The 19,498-nt window shown below is 65.7% G+C and carries 19 protein-coding genes and 1 pseudogene; 6 read left to right on the forward strand and 14 right to left on the reverse strand.

Annotated features, from left to right (window positions below):
- The first annotated feature begins 34 nt into the window (after positions 1-34).
- Both HWX25_RS08020 and HWX25_RS08025 read left to right on the forward strand, forming a co-directional pair.
- Positions 35-1,219, forward strand: a complete 1,185-nt coding sequence (locus HWX25_RS08020; protein ID WP_059527689.1) for an acetylornithine transaminase — start codon at positions 35-37, stop codon at positions 1,217-1,219.
- Between the two features lie 13 nt (positions 1,220-1,232).
- A complete protein-coding gene (locus HWX25_RS08025) occupies positions 1,233-1,688 on the forward strand; it encodes a GNAT family acetyltransferase (RefSeq protein WP_021160763.1) in 456 nt (151 codons plus the stop codon).
- A gap of 15 nt (positions 1,689-1,703) precedes the next feature.
- On the opposite strand, the gene HWX25_RS08030 is transcribed toward HWX25_RS08025, so the two are convergent.
- The 8 genes and pseudogenes from HWX25_RS08030 to HWX25_RS08065 all read right to left on the reverse strand — a co-directional run bounded on the left by HWX25_RS08030 (position 1,704) and on the right by HWX25_RS08065 (position 9,037).
- Positions 1,704-2,375, reverse strand: coding sequence for a DUF2278 family protein (locus HWX25_RS08030; protein WP_175908051.1), 672 nt, complete (start codon positions 2,373-2,375; stop codon positions 1,704-1,706).
- A 249-nt stretch (positions 2,376-2,624) separates the two neighbouring features.
- Positions 2,625-3,341 carry an ABC transporter ATP-binding protein gene (locus HWX25_RS08035; protein WP_027785191.1) on the reverse strand — a complete coding sequence of 239 codons (717 nt, stop codon included), beginning with the start codon at positions 3,339-3,341 and terminating at the stop codon, positions 2,625-2,627.
- Positions 3,341-4,117 (reverse strand): ABC transporter ATP-binding protein, encoded by a 777-nt coding sequence (locus HWX25_RS08040; protein ID WP_011352945.1) that lies wholly within the window; start codon positions 4,115-4,117, stop codon positions 3,341-3,343. Before HWX25_RS08040 ends, HWX25_RS08035 begins: the two co-directional genes overlap by 1 nt.
- Before the next feature lie 24 nt (positions 4,118-4,141).
- Positions 4,142-5,311, reverse strand: coding sequence for an ABC transporter ATP-binding protein (locus HWX25_RS08045; RefSeq protein WP_175908053.1), 1,170 nt, complete (start codon positions 5,309-5,311; stop codon positions 4,142-4,144).
- A 19-nt stretch (positions 5,312-5,330) separates the two neighbouring features.
- Entirely contained in the window at positions 5,331-6,281 is a 951-nt protein-coding gene (locus tag HWX25_RS08050) for a branched-chain amino acid ABC transporter permease (protein WP_059468282.1), read from the reverse strand.
- Between the two features lie 211 nt (positions 6,282-6,492).
- A pseudogene (locus tag HWX25_RS08055) lies at positions 6,493-7,328 on the reverse strand (branched-chain amino acid ABC transporter).
- A gap of 270 nt (positions 7,329-7,598) precedes the next feature.
- Complete coding sequence (gene ispH, locus HWX25_RS08060) at positions 7,599-8,579, reverse strand: 4-hydroxy-3-methylbut-2-enyl diphosphate reductase (protein WP_006488968.1); 981 nt, start codon at positions 8,577-8,579, stop codon at positions 7,599-7,601.
- A 2-nt stretch (positions 8,580-8,581) separates the two neighbouring features.
- Positions 8,582-9,037, reverse strand: a complete 456-nt coding sequence (locus HWX25_RS08065; protein WP_059468284.1) for a peptidylprolyl isomerase — start codon at positions 9,035-9,037, stop codon at positions 8,582-8,584.
- A gap of 135 nt (positions 9,038-9,172) precedes the next feature.
- On the opposite strand from HWX25_RS08065, the gene radC reads away from it, so the two are divergent.
- From radC to nadB, 4 genes are all read left to right on the forward strand, one after another.
- Entirely contained in the window at positions 9,173-9,952 is a 780-nt protein-coding gene (radC, locus tag HWX25_RS08070) for a DNA repair protein RadC (protein WP_175908055.1), read from the forward strand.
- A gap of 238 nt (positions 9,953-10,190) precedes the next feature.
- On the forward strand, positions 10,191-10,424 hold the full coding sequence (gene rpmB, locus HWX25_RS08075; RefSeq protein WP_004186391.1) for a 50S ribosomal protein L28: 234 nt from the start codon (positions 10,191-10,193) through the stop codon (positions 10,422-10,424).
- Between the two features lie 17 nt (positions 10,425-10,441).
- Positions 10,442-10,609, forward strand: a complete 168-nt coding sequence (gene rpmG / locus HWX25_RS08080; protein ID WP_006478046.1) for a 50S ribosomal protein L33 — start codon at positions 10,442-10,444, stop codon at positions 10,607-10,609.
- A gap of 161 nt (positions 10,610-10,770) precedes the next feature.
- Complete coding sequence (gene nadB / locus HWX25_RS08085; protein ID WP_059692220.1) at positions 10,771-12,357, forward strand: L-aspartate oxidase; 1,587 nt, start codon at positions 10,771-10,773, stop codon at positions 12,355-12,357.
- A 90-nt stretch (positions 12,358-12,447) separates the two neighbouring features.
- On the opposite strand, the gene nadC is transcribed toward nadB, so the two are convergent.
- From nadC to purN, 6 genes are all read right to left on the reverse strand, one after another.
- Positions 12,448-13,329: a carboxylating nicotinate-nucleotide diphosphorylase gene (nadC, locus tag HWX25_RS08090; RefSeq protein ID WP_059820923.1), complete on the reverse strand. Its 882-nt coding sequence runs from the start codon at positions 13,327-13,329 to the stop codon at positions 12,448-12,450.
- The gene (nadA, locus tag HWX25_RS08095) at positions 13,326-14,462 is read right to left on the reverse strand and encodes a quinolinate synthase NadA (RefSeq protein WP_059820932.1); all 1,137 of its coding nucleotides are present in this window, start codon (positions 14,460-14,462) and stop codon (positions 13,326-13,328) included. The genes nadC and nadA overlap by 4 nt, the downstream gene beginning before the upstream one ends.
- A 306-nt stretch (positions 14,463-14,768) precedes the next feature.
- On the reverse strand, positions 14,769-15,965 hold the full coding sequence (locus HWX25_RS08100; RefSeq protein WP_059527709.1) for an acyl-CoA desaturase: 1,197 nt from the start codon (positions 15,963-15,965) through the stop codon (positions 14,769-14,771).
- Positions 15,966-16,166: 201 nt separating this feature from the next.
- Complete coding sequence (locus HWX25_RS08105; RefSeq protein WP_175908057.1) at positions 16,167-17,549, reverse strand: mechanosensitive ion channel domain-containing protein; 1,383 nt, start codon at positions 17,547-17,549, stop codon at positions 16,167-16,169.
- 15 nt (positions 17,550-17,564) lie between these two features.
- On the reverse strand, positions 17,565-18,827 hold the full coding sequence (locus HWX25_RS08110; RefSeq protein WP_059692217.1) for an RsmB/NOP family class I SAM-dependent RNA methyltransferase: 1,263 nt from the start codon (positions 18,825-18,827) through the stop codon (positions 17,565-17,567).
- A complete protein-coding gene (gene purN / locus HWX25_RS08115; protein ID WP_059527718.1) occupies positions 18,824-19,486 on the reverse strand; it encodes a phosphoribosylglycinamide formyltransferase in 663 nt (220 codons plus the stop codon). Before purN ends, HWX25_RS08110 begins: the two co-directional genes overlap by 4 nt.
- Between the last annotated feature and the right edge of the window lie 12 nt (positions 19,487-19,498).

The following is a 19,498-nucleotide window of genomic DNA, read 5'->3' on the forward strand; positions in this document are numbered from 1 at the left end:
GTTTCCCTTTCAACGTCCGCTGGAGTCTGCTGTCATGTCCCTGAACGATTACCCGATCGACTCGCTGATGTACATCACGAACCGCCCCGACATCGTGTTTACGCACGGCAAGGGTTCGTGGCTCTACGATCACACCGGCAAGCGCTATCTGGACTTCATTCAGGGCTGGGCCGTCAACAGTCTCGGCCACTGCAACGACGGCATCGTCGAAGCGCTGAAGACGCAGGCCGAGAAGCTGCTGAACCCGTCGCCCGCGTTCTACAACGAACCGATGGCGAAGCTCGCGGGGCTGCTGACGCAGCACAGCGTGTTCGACAAGGTGTTCTTCACGAACAGCGGCGCGGAAGCGAACGAAGGCGCGATCAAGCTCGCGCGCAAATGGGGCCGCAAGTTCAAGAACGGCGCGTACGAGATCATCACGTTCGACCACAGCTTCCACGGCCGCACGCTCGCGACGATGTCGGCCAGCGGCAAGCCGGGCTGGGACACGATCTACGCACCGCAAGTGCCGGGCTTCCCGAAGGCCGAGCTGAACGACATCAACTCGGTCGAGAAGCTGATCACCGACAAGACCGTCGCGGTGATGCTCGAGCCGATCCAGGGCGAAGGCGGCGTGATTCCGGCGACGCGTGAATTCATGCAGGCGCTGCGCGCGCTGACGAAGCAGCACGACCTGCTGCTGATCGTCGACGAAGTGCAAAGCGGCTGCGGCCGCGCGGGCACGCTGTTCGCGTACGAGCTGTCCGGCATCGAGCCGGACATCATGACGCTCGCGAAGGGCATCGGCGGCGGCGCACCGCTCGGCGCGCTGCTGTCGAAGGCCGACGTCGCGGTGTTCGAGGCCGGCGACCAGGGCGGCACGTACAACGGCAACCCGCTGATGACGGCGGTCGGCCATTCGGTGATCTCGCAACTCGTCGCGCCCGGCTTCCTCGAAGGCGTGCGCGCGCGCGGCGAATACCTGAAGCGCAAGCTGCTCGAGCTGTCGGAGGAGCGCGGTTTCGAAGGCGAACGCGGCGAAGGCCTGCTGCGCGCGCTGCTGCTCGGCAAGGACATCGGCCCGCAGATCGTCGAGAAGGCCCGCGACATGCAGCCCGACGGCCTGCTGCTGAACGCGGCGCGCCCGAACCTGCTGCGCTTCATGCCCGCGCTGAACGTCACGACCGAGGAAATCGACCAGATGATGGCGATGCTGCGGTCGATCCTCGACACGCTCTGAGGAGACCGCCGCGATGGATGCCGCCGCCGATGCTGTCGCTATCCGCCCGTTCGAACGCGCCGACACCGATGCCGTGCTCGCGGTCTGGCGCGACGCGTTCCCGCAGTACGACGAAGCCGGCGCGCCGCCGCACCGCGATCCGCTGCGATCGATCGAGCTGAAGCTCGCGACGCAGCCGGAACTGTTCTTCGTCGCGACCAGCGGCGCGCGGGTCGTCGGCACGCTGATGGCGGGTTTCGACGGACATCGCGGCTGGCTCTACTCGTTCGGCGTGTCGAACGATGCACGGCGACTCGGCATCGGCCGCGCGCTGATCGCGCATGCGGAACGCGCGCTCGCCGCGCGCGGCTGCCTGAAGATCAATCTGCAGGTGCTGCCCGGCAACGACGATGCGTGCCGCTTCTATGCGGCGCTCGGCTATCGCGTCGAGGAACGCATTTCGTTCGGCAAGACGTTGCCGGCCGCCTGACGCCGGCAGCCCCCATCAGCGCGTGATCGGCCCCGCGTCCGGCAGCGGATTGCCGAGCGCGTCGGTCGGCACGGCCTGCTGCTCGAACGCCGCGAAATACGCGGCCCACTGCGACTCGCTCACGCGCACGATCAGCGCGCCGTCCTGCCAGACGTCGTTGTGATCGTTGTGGTCGTCGCCCGCGCGGTGCAGGTAGTTCGAGCCCGTCGACCCCTGGTTCATGTGCGTGTCGTGAATGCCGTTGCCTTCCGAATACGTGCGGCCGAACACGACGACGTCGAGCCCCTGCGACTGCGCGGCGTTGACGAGCCGCAGCAGCGACGGGATCGGCTCCGCGTTCTCGGTACCGTCCATCACCGCGCTGGCGCGCCATGCGCCCGTCTCGTTCAGGATGTCGCTGCGCAGATAGTCGAGCGCCGGCAGCGCGGTTTGCCCGGTGAGATCGGTGTAGCCTTCGGCCGCGGCCGCGAGCGTCGCCGTGACCGGATGATGGAAATCGTAGACGAGCTTGTAGTTCAGCAAGTCGTCCGCGTCGTTGGTGCCGACGTTGATCGCGACGTCCCAGTCGCCCGTCGGCAGTGCGAGTGTCAGGTGGATGTGATACTGGATCTCGCTGCCGTGCGGCGAGCCCTTCAGTTGCGCCACCGACGTCACCTTCGCCTTCACGAAACCGTAGTCCAGACTCATGCGTGCTCTCCGTGTCCCGATGGATCGACCATGCTACGCAGCCCGCGTGTCGGTTTGCGGACGGCCGGTTGCCGCGTCCCGCGCCGCATGGTCGGCGTCACCGCCGAATGAATGGAGTCGCCTCCGCACGCACAAGTTCGCCGCCGGGTGCGCCGCACGAAAAAAAAGCTGCCACGGCATCCCGTGACAGCTTTTCGAAAGCCCTTGCGCGGCACGCCGGCATCCGCCGCCGCGCCGCGCCGGCCTCGCTCATTCACCCAGATACGCGGCCCGCACCTTAGGATCGTCGAGCATCTGCTTCGCGTCACCTTCCATCGTGACCGTGCCCGAATCCATCACATAACCGCGGTCGGCCGCCTGCAGCGCGAGGCGTGCATTCTGCTCAACCAGCAGCACCGTGATGCCCTCCTTCGAGATCTCGCGCACCACTTCGAAGATCTTCTCGACCATGATCGGCGACAGGCCCATCGACGGCTCGTCGAGCAGCAGGAGCTTCGGCTTCGACAGGATCGCGCGCGACATCGCCAGCATCTGCTGCTCGCCGCCCGACAGCGTGCCCGCAAGCTGCGTCGCACGCTCCTTCAGACGCGGGAAGAAGCCGAACATCCGGTCGACGTCCTTCTTGATCTGCTCCTTGTCGTTGCGCAGATACGCGCCCATCTGCATGTTCTCGATGATCGACATCCGCGCGAAGATCCCGCGGCCTTCCGGCACCATCGCGAGCCCGCGCTTGAGCAGTTCGTGCGACGGCACGCCCTTGATCGACTTGCCGTCGTACTCGATGTCGCCTGCCGAATACGGCTTGAGACCCGTGATCGCCTTCATCGTCGTGGTCTTGCCCGCGCCGTTCGCGCCGATCAGCGTCACGAGTTCGCCCTGGCGGACTTCCATGTCAACACCCTTGACGGCCTGGATGCCGCCGTAGTTGACCTGCAAGCCCTTGATTTTCAACATTGCCGCTGCCATCAGTGCACCCCTGCGCCGAGATATGCCTCAATCACCTTCGGATTCTTCTGCACGTCCTGCGGCAGACCCTCGGCGATCACCTTGCCGTAATCGAGCACCGTCATCCGGTTGCACAGTCCCATCACGAGCTTCACGTCGTGCTCGATCAGCAGAATCGTGCGGCCGTCCGAGCGGATCTTGTCGAGCAGGCGCGTGAGTTCGACCTTCTCGGTCGCGTTCATCCCGGCCGCCGGCTCGTCGAGCGCGAGCAGCTTCGGGTCGGTCGCCAGCGCGCGGGCGATTTCCAGCCGGCGCTGGTGGCCGTACGACAGGTTGCGCGACGTGTAGTCCGCGTACTGCAGCACGCCGACGTATTCGAGCAGCTCGATCGCGCGTTCCTTGATCTCGCGCTCTTCCTGGCGTTCGGCCGGCGTCTGGAACACCGCGCCGAGCAGCCCGTGCTTGGTGCGCACGTGGCGGCCCACCATCACGTTCTCGAGCGCGGTCATCCCGCCGAACAGGCGAATGTTCTGGAACGTGCGCGCGATGCCCGTCTTCGCGACCTGGTGCACCGCGGTCGGCTTGTATTCCGTGCCGTCGAGCTTGAACTCGCCGGAGTCCGGCGTGTACAGGCCCGTGATCACGTTGAAGAACGTGGTCTTGCCGGCGCCGTTCGGGCCGATCAGGCCGTAGATCTCGCCTTCCTTGATCTCGAGGCCGACGTCGGACAGTGCCTGCAAGCCGCCGAAGCGCTTGTTCACGCCTTTGACGGACAGTCGGATTTGCTTGTCGCTCATGTGTGATATCCCCTTGTCCGTTGGTTAAGCGCGCACCGGCTTCTTGCTGTTGCGCTTCGCCAGTTTCGCGATCTTGTCCTCATGCTTCGGCGCCGGCCACAGGCCTTCCGAGCGGTACAGCATGATGATCACCATCGCGAGGCCATACAGCGCCTGACGGATCACTTCGGTGTCGACGATGTCGTGACCGAAGATCGCATGCTGCAGCGGGCTCATCGTCGAGCGCAGGAATTCCGGGAAGATCGCGAGCAGCACCGCGCCCAGGATCACGCCCGGGATGTGGCCCATGCCGCCGAGCACCACGCAGGCAAGCACGACGATCGATTCCCAGAACGTGAACGATTCCGGCGACACGAAGCCCTGGAACGAACCGAACATCGCGCCCGACAGGCCGCCGAACGACGCGCCCATCGCGAATGCGAGCAGCTTCACGTTACGGGTGTTGATGCCCATCGCCTTCGCGGCGATTTCGTCTTCGCGGATCGCCGCCCAGGCACGGCCGATACGCGAGTGCTGCAGGCGCGTACACGTCCAGATCACCAGCAGCGAGCACAGCACGAACAGGTAGTAGTACATGTACACCGACGGCAGCTGGAAGCCGAACAGCGAGTGCGTCTGCGACAGGTTGAAGCCGCCGACGTGCACCGGATCGATGCCCGTGATCCCCTTCGGGCCGTTGGTGATGTTCACCGGACGGTCGAGGTTGTTCATGAAGATCCGGACGATTTCACCGAAGCCGAGCGTCACGATCGCCAGGTAGTCGCCGCGCAGACGCAGCGTCGGCGCGCCGAGCAGGATCCCGAAGGTCGCCGCCAGCGCCATCGCGATCGGCACGATGATCAGGAACGGGATGTGCAGGCCGTTCGGCGCGAGCGCCGCGATCCACTCGAACTGCGAGCTCAGGTGCGGCGAGCTCAGCAGCGCCGCCGTGTACGCGCCCACCGCGTAGAACGCGATGTAGCCCAGGTCGAGCAGGCCGGCGAAGCCGACCACCACGTTCAGACCCAGCGCGAGCATCACGTACAGCATCGCGAAGTCGAGCACGCGGACCCAGTAATTGCCGCCTGCCGAGCCGATGATGATCGGCGCCGCGATCACGAAGGCCGCGGTCAGGATGCCGATGACGACGGTCTTCGTCGTGTTGCGTTCTTCGACGAGCGACGTCGAGGATTCGATCGGTTGAATGGATGTCATGTTGTTTGCTCCCCTTCCGTTACGCGCGGTCCGCGACACGTTCACCCAGCAGGCCCGACGGACGGAACACCAGCACGATGATCAGCACGATGAATGCGAACACGTCCTGGTAGTTACTGCCGAATACGCCGCCCGTGAGGTTGCCGATGTAACCCGCGCCGAGCTGCTCGATCAGGCCGAGCACCACGCCGCCGACCATCGCGCCGCCGAGGTTGCCGATCCCGCCGAGCACCGCCGCGGTGAACGCCTTCATGCCGGGGATGAAGCCCATGTAGAAGTGCACGTTGCCGTATTCGGACGCGATCATCACGCCGGCCAGCGCGGCGAGCGCGGAGCCGATCATGAACGTCGCCGAAATCACGAAGTTCGGGTTCACGCCCATCAGGCTCGCGGTGTTCGGGCTTTCGGCGATCGCACGCATCGCGCGGCCGAGCTTGGTCTTGTGCACGAGCAGCAGGAGGCCCGCCATCACGATGAACGCCACCGCGATGATCACGATTTCAGTCACCGAGATCACGGCGCCGGGCGTCGTGTCGGTCGCCTTGATCACGTTGATCGGATCGGTCGGCAGCAATTGCGGGAACGGCAGCGGGTTGCGCGACCAGATGATCATCGCGGCCGTCTGCAGCAGGATCGACACGCCGATCGCGGTGATCAGCGGGGCGAGACGCGGCGCACGGCGCAGCGGCCGGTACGCGACACGCTCGATCGTGTAGCCCACGCACGCGCAGACGACGGCGGCGATGCCAAGGCCGATCGTCAGCGTCGCGACGTTGCCGAGTCCGGGGAAATGGTTCTGCAGCACGGTGATCGCCGACAGGGCGACCATCGCGCCGATCATCAGCACGTCGCCGTGCGCGAAGTTGATGATGCCGAGAATGCCGTACACCATCGTGTAACCCAACGCGATGATGGCGTACACACTGCCGAGCACCAGCCCGTTGAGGATCTGCTGGATGAAAATATCCATTTAAAGCTCCTTGGCCCATGCTGCCGGAGGACGTTGCGCCCCGCGGGTAAGCGAGGAATCGCGCCTTCTCGGCGACACTGCGGGTACTAGTCGATACCGGTAAGGGTGGATCGTCCCGGCGCGCGCCGCCCGGCCTGTACGGCCGGACCTGCCGCCGGAGCGGATACAGAAACGGCACCGCACTGTTCCGGTGCCATCATGAGTCCCGTCGCTAAATCGTCACGACATCGAGGACGGTGTACTTGGCCTCCTTGAAGTCGTAGGGCAGCGTGCCGCAACGGTGTCCGGTTGCCCGAACGCCGTGCCTTTTTCCGTCCGGGCCGGGGCGAACCCCGCTTCCGGGCAGATCAGGTTCCGCGCCGCGTCGCCCGCGGGCTCGACCACCTTGGCGGCGCACATGCCGTTGTCGCCAAGGATTTGCACTCCGATGCCGGACGCCGTCGCCTGCGCTGCAAGCGGGCCGTCCGCCGCCGCCCGCGCGGCGCCCGAACCGGCATCGCGAAGGTGGCGCCCGACTTTCGTCAGGACTGCGTCGGAATCCGTGAAACGAAGCAGCCCGCCCGCCGCGACGCGATGGGTCGCGGCGACACGCTGTTTCGTCGAATCGAAATGAAAGGGGATCAGTGACATCTGCACGTCGCCTGCGTTGCCCCGAAACCCGGGCGTCCGTCGTTCGACGCGCCCTGCTGTCGCCGCATCACGGTCCGCGGCTCGTTGTCGGACAATCTGCATGCCCGTCGCCCGGTCGATGGCAGCGCCGCCGGCGCGTGCTGCCGGCCGTGCCGAACGCATGCCGATCTTCGAGCCCTGCGCGTTGATTTCCTCGATCGCCAAACGTGCCCCGTTGTCCTTGTCACTGTCCGATTGCGCAACGCGGCACGCCGACGGCACCGCACGACCGGTTCCGGCAGCGCGCACGTCGCTGGCAGCCGGCACTGCGCGTGCCGCAGCGTCCCTGCCCGCCTCGTCGTCGCTCTTTTTGCTGCAGCCGGCAAGCATTGCAACCGGTGCGGCGACGGACATGGCGTAAGCCAACTTCACATGCATCGAGTAGGTCTCCCGCGCCTTGCCAAAACCCGATTTCAAAGCCATTCCGGCCTGAAAACGGGCGCATTGTAACTCCATTTATAGGACGCCAATAATCCTGATTCGATGGGGTTTTCCTGCATTGCAACCATTTTTGAGAGACGGTTAAGCGCAGCGATAGCAACCGGGTTGCACCATTGGTGTGAATAATGGTTGCGATCTCATTTTCGCAACGCAAAAAAAAGCGCGCCAAACGGCGCGCTTCGGGGTATCGCGGGTGCGATGCGGCAATCAGGCGGCAGGCGGCAGGTTCAGCCCGCGCGGCAGCGGAAACGACACGTTTTCCTCGATGCCGTCGAGTGCGCGGACGTTGCGCACGCCGAGCTCGCGCAGCCGCGCGATCACGGCCTGGGCGAGCACTTCCGGCGCCGATGCGCCGGCCGTCACGCCGATGCGGCGCTTGCCGGCGACCCATGCCGGATCGATCTGATCGGGTGCGTCGACCATGTACGCGGCCACGCCGCGCTTCTCGGCCACTTCACGCAGGCGGCTCGAATTCGAGCTGTTCGGGCTGCCGACAACGATCACGACGTCGCACTGCGGCGCCATGAACTTCACCGCATCCTGGCGGTTCTGCGTCGCGTAGCAGATGTCCTGCTTCTTCGGTTCGCGAATCTTCGGATACTTCGCCTTCAGCGCGCCGATGATCTCGGCGGCGTCGTCCACGGACAATGTCGTCTGCGTGACGAGCGCGATGCGCTCGGGATCGGCGAGCTCGAGCTTCTGCACGTCCTCGACGCTTTCGACGAGATGCATGCCGCGCTCGACCTGCCCCATCGTGCCCTCGACTTCCGGATGGCCCTTGTGGCCGATCATCACGATGTCGACCCCGTCCTGGCGCATCTTCGCCACTTCGACGTGCACCTTCGTGACGAGCGGGCAGGTTGCGTCGTAAATGCGCAACCCGCGCACGTCCGCCTCGTCGCGCACGGCCTTCGACACGCCGTGCGCGCTGAAGATCACGGTGTTGCCGGCCGGCACTTCCTCGAGTTCCTCGACGAAGATCGCGCCTTTCTTCTTCAGATCCTCGACCACGTACTTGTTGTGGACAATTTCGTGACGGACGTAGATCGGCGCACCGTGCATCGCGATCGCGCGCTCGACGATCTCGATCGCGCGATCGACGCCCGCGCAGAAGCCACGCGGCTGGGCCAGCAGGATTTCGGCATCGGCGGCGACGGTCTGCCCGGACAGCGTATCGGTGGTGCTCATGATTACAGGATTCCGATGATTTTCACTTCGAACGTGAGCGCTTGGCCCGCGAGCGGATGATTGAAGTCGAACAGCGCCGAGGTTTCGCTGACTTCCTTCAGCACCCCTGCATAGCGGCCGCCGTCCGGCGCGTTGAACTCGATCAGGTCGCCCGGCGTGAAATCGTCGCCGACCATCCCGTTCTCGCGCAGCGTCGACAGCGTCACGCGCTGGAGCATGTCGGGATTGCGGGGACCGAACCCCTGCTCGGGCGTTAGCTGATAAGTCGAATGGTCGCCCACCCTGAGCCCGATCAGAATCTGTTCCAGCGAGGGCGCCAGTTGCCCCGCGCCGAGCAGCAGCGTAGCGGGCTTGTCGGAGAAGGTGTTGACGATGTCGGCGCCGTCGGCCAATGCAAGCCGGTAATGCAGCGTGACATGGGAACCGGGCTTCACTTCGGATAGATCGATGATGCTCATGAATGACTCGTGTTCGTCGGCGCCCGAACTGGCCGAAAGGCCCGGCGCAAAGCCAATATTGTAAGTCACCTGAGCGCGCAAGGCTGAAAGTGCGACGACATCGCGCCCGCGCCCGCCGCCAATGGAGTCTGGATCATGCTGTCACCCTGTCCCGCCGCACCGGCGACCGAATGTCGCGACACCGCCGATGCCCCCGTCGCTCCGGCCCGCCTCATCGACGCAGCCGGGCCGCCAGGCAAGCGCCGCCCGCGAAACTGGAAACCCCATCTGCCGCGCGAGCGCTTGCTGGAACGCGGGCCGGCGGCGCTGACCGACGCGGAGCTGATCGCGCTGCTGCTCGGCACGGGCGGCGGCGGCCACGACGTGTTCGCCAGCGCCCGCGCGCTGCTCGCACGTTTCGACGATTCGCTGCGCGACATGCTCGACGCGGAGCCCGGCGCATTCGCCATGCACCCCGGCATCGGCCCCGCGCGCTCGGCGGTGCTGATCGCGGTAACGGAGATCGTGCGGCGCGCACTGGCCGAGAAAGCCCGCGAGCGAATGCAGATCGGCTCGCCAGGCGCGGTCGAGGATTATCTGCGGCTCAGGATCGGCACGCGTCCGCACGAGGTGTTCGTCACGCTGTACCTGGACGCCCGTCACGGTCTCATCGACGTGGAAGAGAGCGCCCGCGGCTCGCTGACGCGAATGGTTGTCTATCCGCGCGAGATCGTGCGGCGCGCGCTCATGCTGAATGCCGCCGCGCTGATCATCGCTCACAATCACCCGTCCGGCGCGGTGCAGCCGAGCGCGGAGGATCGCCGCCTGACGCGCATGCTGCACGAAGCGCTCACGCTCGTCGACGCGAAGCTGCTCGATCACGTGGTCGTCGGCACCGCCGATACATTTTCGTTCGCACGCGCCGGTTGGCTGTAGACTGTGGCCCGGCGACCCGCCCCGGGGTGGCCGCAACGACGAAGCGAAATTAGGTTTGATTTTTCTGAACTTTTTCTGCTAGAATCGTCGTCTGTCTTTTTTCCAACCAGTTCTAGCCATCGAAGGGCCTTGTCTGTAAAGGCTTCGGCGTTCTGAGTGCAGCCATGGATCACGTGGCGGTACGATGGAACCTTCATCGGCGATCGAACCCCGAATTTAGCGTATTAGGAGTGCTCTCATGGCACGCGTATGCCAAGTAACTGGGAAAGCGCCGATGAGCGGCAACAACGTTTCCCACGCAAACAACAAGACGAAGCGCCGCTTCCTGCCGAACCTGCAAAACCGCCGGTTCTGGGTGGAGAGCGAAAACCGCTGGGTGCGCCTGCGCGTCTCGAACGCCGGCCTGCGCCTGATCGACAAGAACGGCATCGATTCCGTGCTCGCTGACCTGCGCGCACGCGGCGAAGCCTAAGCCCAAGGAGCACAATCATGGCAAAAGGCGCACGCGACAAGATCAAGCTCGAGTCGACCGCTGGTACGGGTCACTTCTACACGACCACGAAGAACAAGCGCAACATGCCGGAAAAGATGGCGATCAAGAAGTTCGATCCCGTCGTCCGCAAGCATGTGGAATACAAAGAAACCAAGATCAAGTAATCTCCGGTTTCTGCCAGCCTGACGGCGACCAAAAAGCCCCGCACATGCGGGGCTTTTTGGTTTTGCGCGCACGCGCGGGCCCGACGCGGTATGCTCTCCCCTTTCCGCGGCCACGGTCGACGGAACGCACAAGAGCTAAAGCGTAACGATGGAGATGCAGCATGAAATTCGACGTGGCGATCGTCGGCAGCGGCCTGGCAGGGCTGTCGGTCGCACTCAACCTGGCCAGCACGCGACGTGTCGCGCTGATCGCGAAACGTTCGATGATGGAGGGAGCAAGCGATAACGCGCAAGGCGGCATTGCGGCCGTCCTCGATTCGGCGGACAGCATCGAGAACCACGTCGACGACACGCTGGTCGCCGGCGGCGGCCTGTGCGACGAAGGCGCGACGCGCTACATCGTCGAGCACGGCCGCGAAGCGATCGAGTGGCTGATCTCGCAAGGCGTGCCGTTCACGAAGGACGATGCGGCCGAACTCGGTTTCCATCTGACGCGCGAAGGCGGCCACAGTCACCGTCGAATCATCCACGCGGCCGACGCGACCGGCCATGCGGTGCTCGCGACGCTGTCCGACCGCGCGCGCCAGCATCCGAACATCACGTTCTTCGAAAACCACCATGCGATCGACCTGATCACGTCGGACCGGCTCGGGCTGCCCGGCCGCCGCTGTCACGGGCTGTATGCGCTCGACGTCGACAACGATCGCACGATCACGATCGAGGCGCCGCACACGGTGCTCGCGACCGGCGGCGCCGGCAAGGTCTACCTGTACACGACGAACCCCGACACCGCGACCGGCGACGGCATCGCGATGGCGTGGCGCGCGGGCTGCCGCGTGTCGAACATGGAATTCATCCAGTTCCACCCGACCTGCCTGTTCCATCCGTACGCGAAATCGTTCCTGATTTCGGAGGCCGTGCGCGGCGAAGGCGGCCTGCTGAAGCTGCCGGACGGCACGCGCTTCATGCCCGCGCACGATCCGCGCGCGGAACTCGCGCCGCGCGACATCGTCGCGCGCGCGATCGACTTCGAGATCAAGAAGCGCGGGATCGACTGCGTGTATCTCGACATCAGCCACCAGCCGGAAGCCTTCCTGCGCGAACACTTCCCGACGATCCACGCGCGCTGCCTCGAATTCGGCATCGACATCGCGAAGCAGCCGATTCCGGTCGTGCCGGCCGCGCACTACACGTGCGGCGGCGTCGTCACCGACCTCGCGGGACGCACCGATCTCGCGGGCCTGTATGCGGTCGGCGAGACGTCGTACACGGGGCTGCACGGTGCGAACCGGCTTGCGAGCAATTCGCTGCTCGAATGTCTCGTGATCGGCCGCGCGGCGGCCGAGGCAATCGAGGCGGCCGGCTTCGACGCCGAAACGCCGGGCACGCTGCCCGCATGGGACGAAAGCCGCGTGTCGGATGCGGACGAGGAAGTCGTCGTGGCGCACAACTGGGACGAACTGCGCCGGCTGATGTGGAACTACGTCGGCATCGTGCGTACCGACAAGCGTCTCGAGCGCGCGAAGCACCGGTTGTCGCTGCTGCGCGACGAGATCCACGAGTACTACGCGAACTTCCGCGTGACGCGCGACCTGCTCGAACTGCGCAATCTCGTCGACGTCGCGACGCTGATCGTGAAGAGCGCGTATTCGCGCCGCGAAAGCCGCGGGCTGCACTACAGCCGCGACTGGCCGCACACGTTGCCGAAGGCGCTGCCGAGCGTGCTTACGCCCCGCTCGCGCCGCTGAGCGGCACGCCCTTCCGGCTTGCGGCCCACGAAAAAAGCCGCTGGCGTTTGCGCGCCAGCGGCTTTCTTCGTCAGACGGTATGTCGTGCGATCAGTCGACGATCCGCATCGAATAGTCGGTCGCGTGCACATCCTTCGTCAGCGCGCCGATCGAGATGCGGTCGACGCCCGTCTCCGCGAACGTGCGCACCGTATCGAAATTGACACCGCCCGACACCTCGAGCACGGCCTTGCCGGACGCAACGCGCACCGCCTCGCGCATCATGTCTAGCGTGAAGTTGTCGAGCAGCACCGACTGCGCGCCATGCGCGAGCGCCGTATCGAGCTGCGCGAGCGTCTCGACTTCGACCTGCACCGGCACGCCGGCATCGAGCGCGAACGCCGCATCGAGCGCTTCACCGACACCGCCGGCTGCCGCGATATGGTTTTCCTTGATCAGAATGCCGTCGTACAGCGCGAGACGCTGGTTCTCGCCGCCGCCGACGCGCACCGCGTACTTCTGCGCGAGCCGCAGGCCCGGCAGGGTCTTGCGCGTATCGAGGATCTTCGCGCGCGTGCCTTCGACGCGATCGACGTAACGACGGGTCGCGCTCGCGACACCCGACAGCAATTGCAGGAAATTCAGCCCGTTGCGCTCGGCCGTCAACAGCGCGCGCGCCGGCCCTTCGAGTTCGCAGACCGTCGAATCCGGCGTCATCCGGTCGCCTTCGCGATACCGCCACTGCACGACGATCGACGGATCGATTCGCGCGACGACGGCCTCGAACCACGGCACGCCGCACAACACCGCCTCCTCGCGCACGATGATGCGCGCACGGCGCCGCTCGCCTGCCGGCACGAGCCGCCCGGTCTGGTCGCCGGTGCCGACGTCTTCGGCGATCGCATCGGCGACGTTGCGCGCGATCGCTTCGTCGAATGCCGCGCCGTATTGGGCGCGCACGGCTTCGAACAACGGAGAGACTGCGCTGGTCATGCCGCCCCCACGTTCGCAAACAGTTGCTGATCGCGCTGCAGGTCGCCGCTCGCCTGCACGCGCTTCTTGTGCGCTGCTGCGAAATCGAGCATCCGGTCGATCGGCAAACGCGCGCGCGCGCCGATCGCGGGATCGACGAAGATCTCGTTGTGACCGCGCTCGAGCACGTCGGCGAGGTTCGCGAGACCGTTCATCGCCATCCACGGGCAATGGGCGCAGCTCTTGCAGGTCGCGCTGTTGCCGGCAGTCGGCGCGGCGATGAAGGTCTTGCCGGGCGCCGCGAGCTGCATCTTGTGCAGGATGCCGAGGTCGGTCGCGACGATGAAGTGCGTCGCGTCGAACTTCACGGCAGCGTCGATCAGCTGCGTCGTCGAGCCGACGACGTCCGCCTGCGCGACGACGTTTTCCGGCGACTCGGGATGCACGAGCACCTTCGCGTCCGGATACTCGGCGCGCAGCAGGTCGAGCTCGATGCCCTTGAATTCGTCGTGGACGAGGCACGAACCCTGCCACAACAGCATGTCCGCGCCGGTTTTCTTCTGGATGTAGCTGCCGAGATGGCGATCGGGTGCCCAGATGATCTTTTCGCCCCGTGCGTGCAGGTCGGCGACGATCTCGAGGCCGATCGACGACGTGACCATCCAGTCGGCGCGCGCCTTCACGGCGGCGCTGGTATTCGCGTAGACGACGACGGTGCGGTCGGGATGCGCATCGCAGAACGCGGAGAATTCGTCGACCGGGCAGCCGAGATCGAGCGAGCAGGTCGCGTCGAGATCGGGCATCAGTACGCGCTTGCCGGGGCTCAGGATCTTCGCGGTTTCGCCCATGAAGCGCACGCCGGCGACGACGAGCGTCTGTGCGTCGTGGTCGCGGCCGAAGCGGGCCATCTCGAGCGAATCGGCGACGCAGCCGCCGGTTTCGTCGGCCAGTTCCTGCAGCTCGGCATCCACGTAGTAGTGAGCGACGAGCACGGCCTTTTCACGCGCGAGCAGCGCCTTGATGCGCGCCTTCAGTGCGGTGCGTTCTTCGGCGGACGGTGCCTCGGGCACCTTGGCCCACGCCTGGCCCACGCCGCAGACGGTCCCTGCCGAGATCGGCCGGTCGTACTCGACGGGTTTGATCGTCGATTGCATCTCCATATCTCCTGTCGACCAGAGTTAGTGCTTCAGCACTTACTCGGGTCCCATGCTTCGCGGTCGACCAGAGTTAGTGCTTCAGCACTTACTCGGGTCCCATGCTTCGCGGTCGACCAGAGTTAGTGCGTGAGCACCTGCTCTGGCCCCATCCTCTACGCTTGCCCCGGGGCGCCACGTCGGCGCGGCCCCGAGTCTCATGCGAATTCCGGCACGTCGGGTCGCCCTTCGAAAACCGGCCGCCCAAATGAAAAAACCCCGCCAACGCGGGGTTTGTGACGTCCTGAGATTCTAATCGATTTCGAATCAGGCGTAGCGACGCAGGCGCGTCGCAAATTCCTGCAGCGCCTTGATGCCGCTTTGTTCCGCGCGATGGCACCAATCCTGCAATTGCGCGAGCAGTTGTTCGCGCGAGGCGGTCGAGCGATCCCAGATCGCGGCCAGATCCTGGCGCAGCTGGAAGTACGTATGCAGCTTCTGGCTGTTCGCGAAAATCTCCGGCAGCAGCTTCTTCTGCGGCTCGTCGAGGCCGTCGGCGTCCTTGTGGAACCACTTGCGCGCGCCGCGCATCAGCTGGTACTTCTCGCTCGAACCGAGTTCCTTCAGATGCGCGAGCTCCTGGCGGTACGCACGCTTCACGGCCTTGCCGTAGCGCGCCATCACTTCGTAACGGTTCGACAGCACGGCCTGCAGCGTTTCCTGGTCGAGCACCGTCTTCGGCTTGTTCAGACGCGGCGTCGGCGCAACCTTCTTCACCTTTGCGAGACCGAATGCCGACATGATGCGGATGTACATCCAGCCGATGTCGAACTCGTACCACTTGTTCGACAGCTTCGCCGACGTCGCGAACGTGTGGTGGTTGTTGTGCAGCTCTTCGCCGCCGATCACGATGCCCCACGGGAACAGGTTCGTGCTCGCATCGGCCGAGTTGAAGTTGCGGTAGCCCCAGAAGTGGCCGAAGCCGTTCACGACACCCGCGGCCCAGAACGGGATCCAGACCATCTGCACGGCCCACACGGTCAGGCCGAGCACGCCGAACAGCGCGATGTCGATCACCATCATCAGGCTCACGCCGAGGATCGGGTACTTCGAGTACAGATTGCGCTCGATCCAGTCATTCGGCGTGCCGTGGCTGAACTTGCGCATCGTTTCTTCGTTCTTCGCTTCCGCACGATACAGCTCGGCGCCTTCGAGGAACACCTTCCAGATGCCGCGCGTCTGCGGGCTGTGCGGATCTTCCTCGGTTTCGCACTTCGCGTGGTGCTTGCGATGGATCGCGGCCCACTGGCCCGTCAGCATGCCGGTCGTCATCCACAGCCAGGCACGGAAGAAGTGACTCGCGATCGGGTGCAGCTCCAGCGCGCGGTGCGCCTGGCACCGGTGCAGGTAGACCGTCACACCGATGATCGTGACGTGCGTGACGGCGAGCGCGAACAACGCGACCTGCCACCACGAAAAGCGCAGGAGCCCGTGGGAAAGAAAATCGAGCAGGGAATTCAACAAGGCAGTTACCTGTGGTGAGAGCGATGCCGGCGCAAGCCGACGTCATAAAAATGAAAGCATACCGCGTGTAGACCGGAATTTTACTTCAACCGTTCCAAGTCTTTGTAAAAAATGAATATTTTCTTGTCTTGACGCAACGCAAACAGTCCATCGGCGGACCGGGAAAGCGCGGCGATCCGGTTCTGACCGCCCGATTCGCGCCTAGGCCGCCGACGCCCGTCCGTCCGCCGCACCGCCGACCACCGCCGCCACGGGCATCCCGTCCGCTACGGCGCCGGTCGCGGCCAGACCGTCCGGCAGGCCGACCACGCGCACTTCGCGCTGCGGGAACGGAATCGAGATGCCATGCTCGCCGAAAAGCCGCCAGATGTTGCGGTTCACCGACGAACGCACGCCCGACGTGCCTTTCGCCGAATCCTCGATCCAGAAGCCGAGCTCCAGATCGATCCCGTCCGCGCCGAAGCTGACCAGATAAGCGGTCGGCGCCGGGTCCGCGAGCACGCGCGGCACGTCCTTCGCGGCTTCCGCGAGCACCGAGAGCGCCAGTTCGACGTCGCTGGTATAGGCGACCTGCACGGCGACCTTCGCGTAGCCGCGCGTCAGGTACGACGACTGGTTCTGCACGACGTCGGTGATCAGCTTCTCGTTCGGGATCAGCGTCTCGTTGCCGTCGAGGCCGCGCACGACCGTATAACGCGTGCGGATCTGCGTGACGACGCCCTGCAGCCCGCCGACGCTGATCGCGTCGCCGAGCCGCAGCGAGCGATCGAGCAGGATGATGAAGCCCGACACGTAGTTGCTGGCGATCTTCTGCAGCCCGAAGCCGAGGCCGACGCCCACCGCGCCGCCGAACACGCCGAGCACCGTCACGTCGATGCCGACGAGCGACAGCCCGATCAGGATCGCCGCGAACACGAGCAGCGCGCGGCCGACCCGCGACATCACGACCTTCAGGTTCGCGTCGAGCGTGGTGGCGCGCGCGAGGCGCTCCTCCAGCACCGAGCCGAGCCACATCGCGACCATCAGCGTCACGCACACCCACAACGCGCCGGAAATCACCGACAGCAGCGTCAGGTGCGCATTCGCGACGCGGAACTGCACGCTGTCGAGCCACGCGATCACGTCGCGCTGGATCCCGAGCACGGTCAGCACCATCGCCGCCCACACGATCACCGACACGATCTTCTCGACGATCGACAGCCACGCATGCGTGTGGCCGTCGCGCGCGAACACGCGCCGCGCGAAGAAGAACAGCACGTAGATGAGCCCGATGCCGAACAGCGGCACGAGCGCGAGCGACAGGAGCGACGTCGACATGAACGGGTCGAACCCAAGCTGCGCGGCCAGCACGAACAGGCCGCCGAACAGCGGGAACAGCGCGCGCTTCAGGCTTTGCGCACCGGCACCCGGCGTCCGGCCGGCCGCGCGCCGGCGCGCGTCGATGCGGCCGTGCACGAAGCGCGCGGCGACCCACGCGAAACACAGCGCGCCGACGAGGATCGCCGCCTGCCAGATCATCACGGGCTGGTTGAAGTCGCGGATCACCGACGCGAGCCGGTGCGACAGCAGGCGGTTCTGCATCATCCGTGGGTCCTGCCGTTACTGCGCGCGTCGTTCGAGGACCGCGGCGAAGAAGCCGTCGGTCGCATGGCGGTGCGGCCACAGCGACAGGTAGTCGCCGGTCTCGAGCTCGATGCGCTGGTCGGCCAGCACCTTCTGCGCGGGCACCAGCACGAAGTCCGGATGATCGGCGAGGAACTGCTCGACGATCGCTTCGTTCTCCGCGTCGAGCACGCTGCAGGTCGCATAGACGAGCCGGCCGCCCTTCTTCACGAGACGCGCCGCGCTCGCGAGGATCGACGCCTGCTTCGGCGTGAGCTCCTCGATCGACGTGCGCGTCTGGCGCCACTTGAGGTCGGGGTTGCGGCGCAGCGTGCCGAGGCCGCTGCACGGCGCGTCGACCAGCACGCGGTCGATCTTGCCGGCGAGCCGCTTGATCTTCGCGTCGTGCTCGCTGTCGATCAGCACCGGATTCACGTTCGACAGTCCGCTGCGCGCGAGGCGCGGCTTCAGCTTCGTCAGGCGCTTTTCCGACACGTCGAACGCATACAGGCGCCCGGTCGAGCGCATCATCGCGCCGAGCGCGAGCGTCTTGCCGCCGGCGCCCGCGCAGAAATCGACGACCATCTCGCCGCGACGCGGCGCGACCAGCGAGCACAGCAACTGGCTGCCCTCGTCCTGCACCTCGATCTGGCCTTCCTCGAACAGCTTCAGGCGCGTGAGCGCCGGCTTGCCGACGACGCGCACGCCCTGCGGCGCGAACGGCGTCTCGCCCGCGTCGATGCCGTTCGCGCGCAGCGCGTCGATCACCTGTTCGCGCGTCGCCTTCTGCGCGTTGGCGCGCAGGTCCAGCGGCGCCGGGTAGTTCAGCGCCGCGGCGAGCTGCGCGAGCTCCTCGGCGTCGAAACGGGCCGACAGCGCCTGGTAGATCCAGTCCGGCAGGTTCGTGCGCACGCGCACCGGCAGGCTCGCCGGATCGATCTTCGACACGTGCTCGAGCCACGCGGCCTCGGTGTCGGACACGAACGGCTTGAGCGCATTGCGGCCGAGCGTCTGCATCAGGCCGAGCAACGTCAGGCGCCGCGCGGGGCTGCCCGTGCCGCTCTCGGCCAGGTGCGAAAACTCCATCTTCCGGCGCAGCACCGCGAACACCGCCTCGGCGATCACGCCGCGCTCGGCATGGCCGAGCTTCGGGTGCGCGCGGAAGAACCGGCTCGTGGTCGCGTCGGCGGGGCCGGTGAACTTCAGCACCTCGGCCAGCAAGGTCTCGGTCTGGCCAATCAGGAATCCGTGCAGCTTCATACGCCCTCGCTCGTTTCGGTATGCGGTTGATCCGCGAAAATCCAGCGCGCCTCTTCCGGCGCCACCACTGCCCGGCCGTTCTCGAGGCGCAGGCGCCCCTCGACGAACCAGCGCACCGCACGCGGATACAGCACGTGCTCGACCGTCAGCACGCGCTGCGCGAGCGCGGCCGCGTCGTCGCCGGCGCGCACGGGCACCGCGCCCTGCGCGACGATCGCGCCGCTGTCGAGTTCAGGAATCACGAAATGCACGCTCGCGCCATGCAGCGCAACGCCGGCATCCAGCGCCTGCTGGTGCGTGTGGATGCCCTTGAAGCTCGGTAGTAGCGACGGGTGGATGTTCAGCAGCCGGCCTTCATATCGTCTGACGAAATCGGGCGTGAGGATGCGCATGAAGCCGGCGAGTACGACGAGATCGGGCGCGAAGCGGTCGATTTCGGCGGCGAGCGCCGCGTCGAAGCTGTCGCGGCTGTCGAACGACCGGTGGTCGACCACCGCGGTCGCCACCCCGTGCGACGCGGCAAAAGCCAGGCCGGCCGCGTCGGGCCGGTTGGCGATCACGGCGGCAACCTCGGCCGGCCAGCGCTCCTGCGCGCACGCGCGGACGATGGCCTCCATGTTGCTGCCGCGACCGGAAATCAGGATCACGAGTTTTTTCATCCGCGAATTTTA

The sequence above is a fragment of the Burkholderia sp. BCC1640 genome, assembly GCF_902833125.1.
Taxonomy (GTDB): domain Bacteria; phylum Pseudomonadota; class Gammaproteobacteria; order Burkholderiales; family Burkholderiaceae; genus Burkholderia; species Burkholderia diffusa.